The sequence below is a fragment of the Haladaptatus sp. QDMS2 genome, assembly GCF_029338295.1.
Classification (GTDB): Archaea; Halobacteriota; Halobacteria; order Halobacteriales; family Halococcaceae; genus QDMS2.
This window is the reverse complement of record NZ_CP119792.1, coordinates 94827-106870: the sequence shown is the minus strand read 5'-3', so window position 1 is coordinate 106870 and position 12044 is coordinate 94827. Positions and strand designations below refer to the sequence as shown.

At 58.9% G+C, this 12044-nt stretch carries 12 protein-coding genes; 5 read left to right on the top strand and 7 right to left on the bottom strand.

What is annotated here, in order from left to right; genetic code table 11:
* Positions 1-274: 274 nt before the first annotated feature.
* The 3 genes from P1M51_RS16540 to P1M51_RS16530 all read right to left on the bottom strand — a co-directional run bounded on the left by P1M51_RS16540 (position 275) and on the right by P1M51_RS16530 (position 4278).
* Complete coding sequence (locus tag P1M51_RS16540; RefSeq protein ID WP_276248523.1) at positions 275-1795, bottom strand: aldehyde dehydrogenase; 1521 nt, start codon at positions 1793-1795, stop codon at positions 275-277.
* Between the two features lie 155 nt (positions 1796-1950).
* Complete coding sequence (locus P1M51_RS16535; protein ID WP_276248524.1) at positions 1951-2562, bottom strand: helix-turn-helix domain-containing protein; 612 nt, start codon at positions 2560-2562, stop codon at positions 1951-1953.
* Positions 2563-2754: 192 nt separating this feature from the next.
* Positions 2755-4278, bottom strand: a complete 1524-nt coding sequence (locus P1M51_RS16530; protein ID WP_276248525.1) for an aldehyde dehydrogenase — start codon at positions 4276-4278, stop codon at positions 2755-2757.
* Between the two features lie 147 nt (positions 4279-4425).
* On the opposite strand from P1M51_RS16530, the gene P1M51_RS16525 reads away from it, so the two are divergent.
* Positions 4426-5490, top strand: a complete 1065-nt coding sequence (locus P1M51_RS16525; protein WP_276248526.1) for a zinc-dependent alcohol dehydrogenase family protein — start codon at positions 4426-4428, stop codon at positions 5488-5490.
* 213 nt (positions 5491-5703) lie between these two features.
* Here P1M51_RS16525 and P1M51_RS16520 read toward each other — a convergent pair whose 3' ends face one another.
* Positions 5704-6414, bottom strand: coding sequence for a succinylglutamate desuccinylase/aspartoacylase family protein (locus tag P1M51_RS16520; protein ID WP_276248527.1), 711 nt, complete (start codon positions 6412-6414; stop codon positions 5704-5706).
* A gap of 257 nt (positions 6415-6671) precedes the next feature.
* Here P1M51_RS16520 and P1M51_RS16515 point away from each other — a divergent pair, with 257 nt between their 5' ends.
* The 4 genes from P1M51_RS16515 (at position 6672) to P1M51_RS16500 (ending at position 8892) form a co-directional block, all read left to right on the top strand.
* The gene (locus P1M51_RS16515) at positions 6672-7421 is read left to right on the top strand and encodes a sugar phosphate isomerase/epimerase (protein WP_276275152.1); all 750 of its coding nucleotides are present in this window, start codon (positions 6672-6674) and stop codon (positions 7419-7421) included.
* A 129-nt stretch (positions 7422-7550) separates the two neighbouring features.
* Positions 7551-7889, top strand: a complete 339-nt coding sequence (locus P1M51_RS16510; RefSeq protein ID WP_276275151.1) for a helix-turn-helix transcriptional regulator — start codon at positions 7551-7553, stop codon at positions 7887-7889.
* Positions 7886-8431 (top strand): SRPBCC family protein, encoded by a 546-nt coding sequence (locus P1M51_RS16505; protein WP_276248530.1) that lies wholly within the window; start codon positions 7886-7888, stop codon positions 8429-8431. Before P1M51_RS16510 ends, P1M51_RS16505 begins: the two co-directional genes overlap by 4 nt.
* Complete coding sequence (locus tag P1M51_RS16500; protein ID WP_276248531.1) at positions 8428-8892, top strand: SRPBCC family protein; 465 nt, start codon at positions 8428-8430, stop codon at positions 8890-8892. The genes P1M51_RS16505 and P1M51_RS16500 overlap by 4 nt, the downstream gene beginning before the upstream one ends.
* A gap of 57 nt (positions 8893-8949) precedes the next feature.
* On the opposite strand, the gene P1M51_RS16495 is transcribed toward P1M51_RS16500, so the two are convergent.
* The 3 genes from P1M51_RS16495 to eno are packed head-to-tail and all read right to left on the bottom strand — an operon-like array spanning position 8950 to position 11853.
* Positions 8950-9165 (bottom strand): hypothetical protein, encoded by a 216-nt coding sequence (locus tag P1M51_RS16495; RefSeq protein WP_276248532.1) that lies wholly within the window; start codon positions 9163-9165, stop codon positions 8950-8952.
* Positions 9166-9190: 25 nt separating this feature from the next.
* Positions 9191-10558 carry a glycerate kinase gene (locus tag P1M51_RS16490; protein ID WP_276275150.1) on the bottom strand — a complete coding sequence of 456 codons (1368 nt, stop codon included), beginning with the start codon at positions 10556-10558 and terminating at the stop codon, positions 9191-9193.
* A 38-nt stretch (positions 10559-10596) separates the two neighbouring features.
* Entirely contained in the window at positions 10597-11853 is a 1257-nt protein-coding gene (gene eno, locus P1M51_RS16485) for a phosphopyruvate hydratase (protein ID WP_276275149.1), read from the bottom strand.
* Positions 11854-12044 lie beyond the last annotated feature (191 nt).

The following is a 12044-nucleotide window of genomic DNA, read 5'->3' as shown; positions in this document are numbered from 1 at the left end:
ACGGCGAACCGCGATGCCGCGAGGCAAGCACCTCGCAGTGCGTTGTATGGCTGGTGAGGAACTCGATTCCTCCGATTCAACCTTTCGAGCGTTCGAGCAGCGAGCATTGAATGGGATGGACTGGCGACACGGTACTCGTAATTCGACTGTCGTTGGTCACGAATGGGCACATCCTGTAAGTTACTGAGATTTAATTGATGCTAACAACTGCCGCCACTGGCAAGCCATTCGATTAAGGGTTAATGTAAATACGAGAATTGAATCTACCAAGGATTCAGCCGTCGAGCGGAGACGTCAACGCAATCGTAATCGTCTTGCTCTGGAGATACTCGTCGAGCGTCTCGAACGCTGTCTCCCGTCCCGTTCCAGATTGTTTGTAGCCGCCGAAGGGCTGGCCAGCCGGGAACTCGTTGTACGTGTTCACCCAGACGTTTCCAGCCTCCAAATCGCGTGCCGTGCGGTACGCCTGTGAGAGATCGTCGGTGATGACGCCTGCGGCCAAGCCGTAGTCGACGTCGTTGGCCAACTCGATCATCTCCTCGTACGACGACCACGAGAACAGAATTCCCACTGGTCCGAAAATTTCCTCTTGAGCCGCCCGTCGTTCGTGTTCGAGGTCACCAACGATAGTCGGGGCGACGAAGTACCCCACTGCCGGTGTTTCACCGCTGGTCAGAAGATACGCACCCGATTCACGGGCCCATCGAATGTATCGATTCGTTCGCGCGACCTCTGTCTGTGAGATTTCCGGACCGATGTCAGTGTCGTCGAGGAGTGGGTCCCCAATCGATAGCTGCATTGTTTTTGCTACCAGCGCGTCAACGAACTCTTCGCGAATCGCTTCGTGAACGAAGAGTCTCGTTCCTGCACAGCAACACTCGCCAGAATTGAAAAAGAGTGCGTTCACAGCCACGTCAGTTGCGTGGTCGATATCGGCGTCAGAGTGAACGATTACAGGACTCTTGCCGCCGAGTTCGAGCGTGATATCCGTGATGGAGTCGGCGGCGTTTTTCATCACGCCCCGGCCTACCTCTGTCGACCCCGTGAACGCGAGTTTTTTGACGTCTTCGTGGTTTACGAGTGGGGCCCCGGCCTCTGCACCGAAGCCGGTGACGACGTTCACCACGCCCGCTGGAAGGACGTCTTCGACCTCGCGCATAAGTTCGAGAATCGAAAGCGGCGTCTCTTCGGCCGGCTTCAACACGACCGCGTTTCCTGCGGCGAGAGCTGGAGCGAGTTTCCAGGCGGCCATCAACAGCGGGAAGTTCCACGGAATGATCTGCCCCACCACTCCGTATGGCTCGCGAATCGTCTGGATGGCACGGTTCTCATCAGACGGGATCGCCTTGCCTTCTCTGACGCGAATCGCACCTGCGAAGTAGCGAAAGTGGTCGGCGACTAACTTGACGTCGTGTCGTGATTCTGTAATCGGTTTACCGTTGTCGAGGGTCTCGAGTCGGGCGAAGTCCTCCTTTCGCGCCTCCACACGATCTGCGATTGTCGTGAGCACCGCCTGGCGCTCAGCTACGGTGTGGCCAGCCCAACAGTCATTGTAGGCGTTCCAGGCAGCCTCGACCGCTCGGTCGATATCGAGTGCAGTACCGGCCTGCACTACCGCGAGCGACTCTCCAGTCGTCGGGTCGTGGGTCTCGAACGTCTGGCCGCCGGCGCTCTCGATCCACTCGCCGCCAATGTGAAGTCGTCCTACACCGGACGGAATCAATTCCGCTGCCGCGTCTCGGTGACGGCTTCTGATTGTGCGCTGTTGCTTCGAAGTCGACGAATTATGTGGCATGGTCCACGATTGCTAATCGCACACTTTTACAGGATTCTACATAGGTGTTTGGTACAGTAGCAACCGTATCCGTCGCGTTACAAAACGCCCGCTACACAATGCTTAGCGAACAGAACAATGCAGAGGTACGCCTGCTCGACGAGCGAGGTTCGAAACTAATCGTCTCTGCCGTCGACGAGGAGGGAGGTGTCGTCTTCGTCAGTCGTCGTATCGTTCGTCCGTTTCGATTCCAGGTATTCTGCGCCCTCCTCCGTCTCCGAGAGAAGGTGTTCGAGTACATCCATGTCGCTGCGGAACTTGTGGACCTCTGGGAGAGAACTGGAGTCGAACTGGGCGATGAGGTCGCCGTGTTTCTTGAAGAAATTTCGCTTCCACTCCTCCTTGTTCTCGCTCTTACGGAAGCGAGCGATGAACTGCCACTGGTGGTAGTCGTCTGCGTTGAAGAACATCATAACGTGTGAGTCCTCCATCAGGTCGTTGTAGCAGTCCTCCCAGCGCTCTTCGAAACTCGGGTAATGAAACGCAATTTGAAAGAGGTGGTACTCGAAGAATTGCTCGTTCAAGAGCGCGGCTTCACGAAACACGTCCTTCTCACCGAGCTCTCGCAGGATGTCGTTCACGCGATTGTGCGATAGCGAAATCCCGTACTCCTCATCGAGAATATCTTTCAGCGCTCGAACAGATGCGGTCGGATGTTCGAGCCGAACTTTGAGGATGACGACATCCCGGGGAGAGATTTCGTCGATTTCGTCGATGGGTGAACTCATGCGTTATCGCTGATTATGCTGTTCCAACCAAATGTCTTTTTACTATTTTTAGTGGAGACGCGAAATTGCCGTGACGTTCTCACCCGAAAGCACGGGCTCACCTCCCAGATACCAACCGGCGAGCCGCCCAGTCAAGTCGAGTGAATTCTGCTGGCGTCCACCGCATATCGAACGGCTGGTGTAGGCGATTGGTTACTGCAGACTGATGTTGATGGTCTTCGTCTGCGTGTAGTGCTCTATCGCCTCGAAGGCGGTTTCTCGTCCGATACCCGACTGTTTGTAGCCGCCGAAGGGCTGGCCGGCCGGGAACTCGTTGTACGTGTTCACCCAGATGTTTCCAGCTTCGATGTCACGGGCTGTCTGATACGCCTGTGAGAGGTCGTCGGTGATGACGCCGGCGGCCAGACCGTAATCGACGTCGTTGGCCAACTCGATCATCTCCTCGTACGACGACCATGAAAAGACGGTCTCAACGGGGCCGAAGATTTCCTCCTGTACCGGGCGACTCTCGTGGTCGAGATTCGTGAGGACGGTGGGAGTGATGAAACAGCCCTCGGCGAGTTCCTCGTCGTCTGGGGCGTCGCCACCAGAGAGGACCTCACCACCGACGTTCCGCGCTTCAGTAATGTAGTCCATGGTTCGGTTGGCCTGTTCACGAGAGACCTTTGGTCCGAGGGTCGTGTCTTCGAGCAGCGGATCACCCACGCGAAGATTCTCGATTTCGTCGACGAACGCGTCAAGGAACTCTGTCTCGATGTCTTCGTGGACGAAGAGTCGGGTTCCCGCACAGCAACACTCGCCGGTGTTGTGGAACATCCCCACTCTCGCGATGGCTGCTGCCTTCTCGACATCGGCGTCCGGGTAGATGATTACCGGACTCTTGCCGCCGAGTTCGAGCGTGATATCCGTGATGGAGTCGGCGGCGTTTTTCATCACGCCTCGGCCCACCTCTGTCGAACCCGTGAACGCCAGTTTTCGGATGTTGTCGTGCTTCGAGAGCGGTTCGCCCGCTTCAGCACCGAAGCCGGTGACGACGTTCACCACGCCCGCTGGAAGGACGTCTTCGACCTCGCGCATAAGTTCGAGAATCGAAAGCGGCGTCTCCTCCGCTGGTTTCAGCACAACTGTATTGCCGGCTGCGAGAGCTGGAGCGAGTTTCCAGGTGGCCATCAACAGCGGGAAGTTCCACGGAATGATCTGCCCCACCACTCCGTATGGCTCGCGAATCGTCTGGACGTGATTTTCCGTATCGGTTGGAACCGTTCTCCCTTCGTTTACGCGAGCAGCACCCGCGAAGTAGCGAAAGTGGTCGATAACCAGGCCGATATCCAGACGGGCTTCGGTGACCGGTTTCCCGTTGTCGAGCGTTTCGAGGCGGGCGAAGTCCTCCGTTCGCGCCTCGATACGGTCAGCAATCTCTGTGAGCACAGCCTGTCGATCGGCCGCAGAAAAACTCGACCAGCGGTTTTCGTAGGCGTCCCAAGCAGCCTCGACCGCTCGGTCAATATCTGCACTGGTCCCCGCTTGGACCGACGCGAGTGACTCCCCGGTCGTCGGGTCGTGCGTCTCGAACGTCTGTCCAGAGGCACTCTCGACCCACTCGCCGCCGATGAACAGCTTGCCTGGTTCGCGTGGAATCAACTCTTCTGCCGCATCTCGGTGACGCTGTTTGACCGTTCCATTCGATTTCGTTGAGGGGGGTGAATCAGTCGACATCGCGTTAGGGAGTGTATCGCACGCCCCCTTAATTGTTTCTAATTATGCATTATTATAAAACCCGATTTCGTATTTTGCGATTACAAATTACTGCTATTTGCACAAACCGGTAAATTTTTAATATATCATGATAGTTCATGGATTGCAATGCGCGCTGTAGTACTGGAGGAATTCCAAGAACCGCTCGAAGTACAGGAAGTCGAACGACCAGAACCAGAACCACACGGCGTCGTCGCCAAAGTCGACGGCTGTGGGGTCTGTCGAAGTGACTGGCACTGCTGGCAGGGTGACTGGGATTGGTTCGGATACCGGCCAGACCCACCGCACGTCCTCGGTCACGAGCCCTGTGGAACGGTCGTCGAAGTCGGCGAAGACGTAGAAAGCGTCTCTGAAGGCGACCACATCGCGATTCCGTTTAATTTCGCGTGCGGGAAATGTGACCTCTGTCGCAATGGTCACGAGAACATTTGTGAAAACCACATCGGGCTCGGCTTCATGAACGAAGCACCCGGTGCGTTCGCAGAGGAGGTCCACATTCCGAACGCTGATATCAACGCCGTCCCGCTGCCCGACAGCATCGACGCAGATACAGCAGCAGGAATCGGCTGTCGGTTTATGACATCGTTCCACGCGATGGCCCACCGTGGTAACGTTGGAAACGGCGAGGACGTCGTGGTCCACGGCCTCGGTGGTATCGGTCTCTCCGCAGTCCATATTGCCGATGCGCTCGGCGCGAACGTCATCGGCGTCGACCTCTTCGACAACAAACTCGAGAAAGCAAAGAGCCTCGGCGCGGTCGAGACGATAAATGCGAGCGACGTCGACGACCCGGCGAAGGAGGTTCGCGCGATAACCAACGGAGGTGCAGACTGTTCGGTCGATGCGCTCGGCATCAAGACGACCTGTCTGAACGCAGTAAATTCTCTCAGAAAAGGGGGTCGCCACGTCCAAATTGGGTTGACCACCTCAGAGGAGAAGGGGAAGGTTCCGCTTCCCACAGACGAGTTCGTTGCGAAAGAAATCGACTTTCGGGGGTCGCTCGGCTTACAACCATCACGTTACACAGAGATGCTCGACATGATCAAGACCGGAAAGCTCGACCCAACGAAACTCGTCTCGTCCACGATTTCACTTGACGAGGTACCCGAAACGCTCGCTTCGATGAGCGATTATGACACGATGGGAATTCCGGTCTGCAACGAGTTCAGCTAACAACCAACCTAGAGCGGGTAAATCCGGAGAACTGTATCGGCCACCGCCGACCACAACCCGATACGGGACGCTCGTACGCTCAAAACCCCCGCTCACCTTTCGCCGGCCACGATGCGAGCCCCGTAGAGCAGGTCTCCTTGTAACTCCGGTAACCACTACCCGCGGTTCAGTTTGTCAGTAGTGTGTCTAAGGTATCGTTACTCCCTCGAACACTCACTCAGAATACAGGCCTTTTCTGTGACCAATCTGCTGCATGAGGTGTCTGACCGTAAAACGCTGCCACGTCATCTGGTCTTCGAGTGACGGCCACTTCTCAGTGGTTTCTGCAATTACACCCCGGGTATTCAGTTGCGCACCCGCCCGATGCATGAGTTTGGTGTGGCGCTCGCTCAGCGTGTTTCCGAGTCGGTACCGCCACTTTCCATCGAGTCCGTATCCACGGTTGAGCGCTTCACACGTTTTCTGGCTCATCTCGCGAGCATCGCCGTGCTGGGTCGGGAAAATCGCCTGTCCCACGCCACCGTCGCCACTCTTGTAGATGCCGTAACTCGAGTGCAAGCTGAGGAGTAAATCCGGGTCGTACCGTTCGACCTCACCCCAAATTTCTCGCGCAATCTCGGTGTAACACTCCCCGGTCGGTGGATAGTCACGATTCGGGTCACTGTCGAGTCCTCTTACTCGCTTTTCGACTGCTCGGGCACTCGCACGCGGGATGACCACGATACGACCGGTTTCGACGCGCCAGTCGATCATCTTGTCTGCGGCACGCCAGCCCGACTCCTCATCACCATGAAGCCCAGCGACGATCATCGTGGTCGGTCCGGGGCGTACCGCCTCGTACTTGTGAACCCACGTCTCGTCCGGTTCGTTCGGACAAATTCGGTACCGTCGCCGGACACCCGGGATATCCTCGTTCGCCGCCACACCGTACGTTCCTAGCGCCGCGAGGCTCAGACCGCCAGCCGCGGATTTGAGGAATCGACGGCGTGAACGAAAAGAGCCCGGCCGAGTAGTCTTTTTAGCCACATTCAATCAGATTAACATTACCTACTTCAAATATTCTATTTTATCGTACTTTCCCAGAATTATTACCATCAAGTCACGTATCACGAACAGCAGTTGGTGTTCCTACGAACGTTGCTCGGGGGAATCACTAAGGGGCTCACCTCAGTGGGTCAGCTATGCGAACTGCGATTCAACTCTACACCCTGCGTGCCCTCGACGAGTCGCTCGACCAGTTGGTCGCCCGCGTGGCTTCTACGCCCCTCGATGGTGTCGAATTTGCATACGAATCGATGAACTCACCGACGGACGTTGCTTCCACCCTCGCCTCCCACGACCTCGAACTGGCGAATCTCTCGGCGAGCGTCGAAACCCTCGAAACCGACGAGGCCGCACTCGCTGAGGCCTGTGAGACGCTTGACTGTGAGACGGTAGTCCTTCCCTACCTCGACCCTTCATATTTCGATTCACGCGACCGTGTCGAAGCGACCGCCGACCTCCTCTCAGGCTTTGCTCGAACGCTCGATTCGCACGGGCTTCGTTTTCTCTACCACAACCACGCCCACGAATTCGCCGACGTTGATGGCGAGGTCGCCTTCGACGTATTGCTCGACCGTGTAGACGACCGTGTCGAGTTCGAACTCGACCTCGGATGGGTCGGAACTGCGGGCGAAGACCCCTACGCACGCCTTGAAGCACTCGGCGACCGCGTCCCCTCCATCCACGTCAAGGACATGTACTTTGCGACCGGCGAATTCGCAAGTCTCGGCGATGGTGACCTCGACGCTTCCCAGGCCATGCGAATCGCTCAAGCCCAAGGCGTCGAGTGGGCGATTTTCGAACACGACGAACCTGCAGACCCAGTGGTCGAGTTGGAGAACGGGGCGTCCCGACTCGTGAACGCCGTCGAACGAGTTAACTCGCGATAGTCCAGCGAGAGGTCACAGACGACGCCGTTGAAGGTGTGGTGGTCGGCAGCACCGGTCTCGTCGGCAAATTCGACACACTTTCACATTCAACTAAATGGTTAAATATAGGGGCAGCCTATGTTTAACCAGATGGTTGAACAAGTGCCGAACGAACCAGACCTCGACGCAATCTTTCAGGCGCTCGCCCACCCGATTCGACGAGCGATTCTCGAGGAGATTGCGGACGGTCCAGAGAGTGTCGGGGCGCTCGCAGCGCCTCACGACGTCTCGCTCGCGGCAGTGTCAAAACATCTGCAAGTACTCGAAGACGCCGACCTCATCGAATTCGAACAAGACGGCCGCGTTCGCAGAGCACACCTCCACGCCGCACCGCTGTCAGCAGCGTTCGGGTGGTTGACCCGCTACCGTGTCTTCTGGGAAGACCGGTTCGACGCACTCGCAGACCATCTGGAGAACCAAGACCCATGACTACTGACGAAACGAATGGTGGGGTAGAATCGAACGCGCAACGACCAGGTGAGACGAACCTGACCGTCGAAGCGGGAACGCACGAACTCAGCATCTCACGGCACTTCGACGCGCCACGAGACCGTGTCTTCGAGGCGAACGTGAATCCCGAGCACATCCCCAAGTGGTGGGGACCGAGGCGGTACACGACCGAGGTTGAGACGATGGACGCCCGGCCCGGTGGGTCGTGGCGCTTTCTCAACATCGACGCCGACGGAAACGAGCACGCCTTCCACGGCGTCTATCACGATGTCGTCCCCGCAGAGCGCATCGTCCAGACGTTCGAATACGAAGGCGCACCCGGACACGTATCGATGGAGACGGCGACCTTCGAGGAGGTGGACGGAATGACCTTGTTGACGGTCAGGTCCGTCTTCCAGAGCGTCGCAGACCGCGACGCAAGCGTCGCTTCAGGGATGGAAGCGGGTGCCCGCGAAACCTGGGACCGACTCGCAGAACTGGTCGAAGGGAAAGCGACTGCACACGAGGAGGTGGACGCATGACCGACACTGAAACGAGAGAGCGCGGGAGCATTACGGTGAGTCGCGTCATCAAGGCGCCACCGGAACGGGTTTACGAGGCGTTTCTCGACCCCGACCAGCTCGCTGCGTGGCTCCCGCCGACCGGATTCAGCGCCACGGTACACCACCTAGAACCCAAAGAAGGAGGGACGTTCCGTATTACGTTCACGGGAGAGACAGAGGAATTCGCCGCGTACGACCACTCCTTCGGGGGGACGTACCTCGAACTCGTGCCCGGAGAGCGCATCGTCCACACTGACGAGTTCGAAACCGACGACCCGGCCATGGCCGGCGAGATGACGGTCACCATCACCTTCGAGGAAGTCCCCGATGGGACGAAAGTGACAGTCCACCAGGCAGGCATCCCTGTGGCCATCCCCTCCGAGGACGCCACCGCAGGCTGGAACGACTCGCTCGAGAAATTGGCCAAACTCGTCGGATAGGGGGCGCAGTATTCGATTTGAATCGAGCGCGACGACGGCGTCAGACCGTACAACCAGCTAAAAGTCCGCCCGCTTGAGCCACTCGATGGCCGTCAGGATGAACCAGGCCATCCAGACGGTAAAGATGACCAGCGAGGCGGTGTAGTACGCCTCCCTGGACCCGATTTGCATTGCGCCAAAGAGCGCAGCGGCGACGACGAGCAGCGCGGCCACGTTGCGTCGCGGGTCGCGGAGGGCCTCGATAAGCGCCGTCGTCCCGGTGTACGCTCCCATACCCTCTACTCGGGCAGAGACGACATTAGCCCTTCTGTGACTCACGAGTGACGAGCAAGAGCCGAAGGTCCATCACGTTCGTTCCGGTCGCACCGGTCAGGACTGCGTCACCGAGTTCGGCCAACGCAGGCGAGGTGTCGTGACCCGTCAGGTGCGAAAAGAGGTCGATATCGTTCTCGCGAGCGCGACGCGCCGTCGTTCCGTCGACGAGGCCGCCCGCGATGTCGGTTGGGCCATCCGTTCCGTCGGTCCCGAGCGCGAGCAATGCCACCCCCGGTAACTCGGCTGCGTCTACCGCGAACTGTAGGGCGAGTTCTTGATTCGGCCCGCCCGTGCCAGCCTCGTCGGAAATCGTCACCGTCGTTTCGCCACCTGAGACGACGACGCACGGCGGTTCGATGGGGCGATCGTGGTGGCGAATCTCCTTCGCAATCGAAGCGAGCACCGTCCCGACCGTGCGGCTTTCGCCCTCAATGACGCTCGAAAGGAGCATCGAATTGAATCCGCGCTTCTTCGCACCGGCGACCGCCGCTTCGCACAGATCGGTGGCGTTTGCGAGGACGACCGTCTGGCCGGGAACTCCCGTCAAGGATTCCGGCGGCGGCGTCTCAGCAACCTCGCCCCGGTGCCTGGCTTCGAGATGCGAGCGTATCGACGCTGGAACCCGCTCCCAGAGGTTACGCCGAGCGAGCACGCCAATCGCGTCGTCGTACGTCGTCATGTCCGGGACGGTCGGCCCCCAGGGGTCACCCGCGACTTCGTCGACAATGATGAGCGAGACGCAGGTTGCTGGCGCGATTCGCTCGGTGAGTCGTCCGCCCTTGATGGTGGAAACGTGTTTTCGGACGGTGTTGATTTCCTCGATGGGGAGGCCTCCATGCAGGAGGAGTTCGGTCATCGACGCAAGGTCCGCGACCGAAACGTCCGAGGGAGGCGCGACCAGCTGTGCCGACGCACCACCCGTGATGCAGACGAACACCAGGTCGTCCGCACCGGCTGCTTCGACCAGCTCCAGGAGTGCCTGCGTTGCACGCCGTCCGTCGTCGTCCGGTATCGGGTGGCCCGCTTCGTACACGTCGATACCGGGAACAGAATCGCCCTGCCCGTGTTTTTCGACGACGACGCCGTCGGTTACGCGGTCACCGAGACGTTCGCGGAGGGCTCCCGCGAGAGCCGAAGAGCCCTTCCCCGCACCGACGATGAACACGTCCCCGGCTGTCGACAGGTCGTATCGTTCGCCGTCCACCGCCAGCACGCTTCCGTCAACCGTCAGGTGGTCGTCGATGAGCTGCTGTGGGTGAATGTGGGCTAAGGAATGCTCACCGATGTCGAGCAACGATACGCGGGCGTCCCGTTCCCCGTGGTCGGTGAGTTCCGATTTGTTTTGAATCATCGCTGACCCGCTTTGATGATGACAACGTACGTCATGAATCAGTCCCAGAACGGGCCAGCGTACGCGGTTCGTTCCTGTTCCGCTTCGATTTCGAGGAGTCGGTTGTACTGTTCGGTCCGTTCGCCGCGACTCACGCCAGTCTTGATTTGCCCGGCGTCGAGACCGACGGCGAGGTCCGCGAGCCAAGTGTCCGGCGTCTGTCCCGAGCGTTCCGAAACCTGCACCGCGTACCCGTTTTCTACAGCGAGCGAGGCGGCGTCGAGCGCCTCCGAGAGGGTTCCGACCTGGTTTACCTTCAAGAGAAGCGCGTTCGCCGCGCCTTCGTCGATACCGCGCTGGAGTCGCTTCGGATTCGTGACGAAGAGGTCGTCACCGATAATCTGAATGTCGAGCGTGTCGGCGAGTTCCCTGTAGCCCTCGAAATCGTCTTCCTCAAGCGGGTCTTCGAGCGAAACCACCGGATACGTCTCGGTCAACTCGGCGTAGAAATCGAGGAGTTCTCCACGCGTGTACTGCTCGTCCATCAGCGCGTAAGTTCCCGAATTCTCGTCGTAGAAGTGCGAGGCAGCGACGTCTGCGGCGAGGACGAATTCGTCCCCGTAGCCCAATTCCTCGATGGCCTGCAATTCCGCTTCGAAGGCGTCTCGTGGGTCGTTCATGCCGCCCGGTGTGTAGCCCCCCTCGACGCCGACGTTTCGAGAGCGGTCGCCGTAGTCACGCGCCAGTTGGTCACCGAGTTCGTAGTACACCTCGGCGCACATTTGAATCGCCTGTGAGAACGACTCCGCGCCGGTGGGGACCACCTGGTGTTCCTGGAAATCCAGTGTGCCCGCCGCGAGTTCTCCGCCCTCGATGAGGTCGAAAAACGGAACCGGGAGGGTGCGCGCCCCCACGTCGCCCAAATAGCGATACAGGGGGAGTTTCCGGCTGTTCGCGGCGCACTTCGCAACGGCGAGTGAGACGCCCGTAGTCGCGTTTCCGCCCAGATTCGACTTCTGGTCCGTACCATCGAGTTCGAGCAGCACCTCGTCGATGGCCCGCTGGGCGAGGACCTCACGCCCGACGAGTTGTGGCGCGATGCGTTCGTTGACGTTTTCGACCGCCGTTTGCACCCCGCGACCGGCGTACCTGTCGCCACCATCACGAAGGTCGACGGCTTCGTGTTTGCCCCGCGAACGACCGCAGGGAACGTCGGCCTGCCCGCTTGCACCCTCCGTCTCGACCATCACTCTGAGCGTCGGTTCGAGCCGACAGTCGAGAATCTCTCTCGCGTGCACCCGATTGATAGTTGTCATCACTTGTCAGTGCATTGCTGGACGTGTGATATAGCCTTTCGCCCGGTGGTAAGAGCGGTCGAGGGTGTCGCCGCAACAGTGGATGCACTCCGATGGGAAGTGGGAGCGTGAATCGACCGTCAAAGTAGTGCAATCTCAGGAGATTCTGCCGTCAGGGGAAATTCACACGCGAAGCTCCGGGAGGACGGACA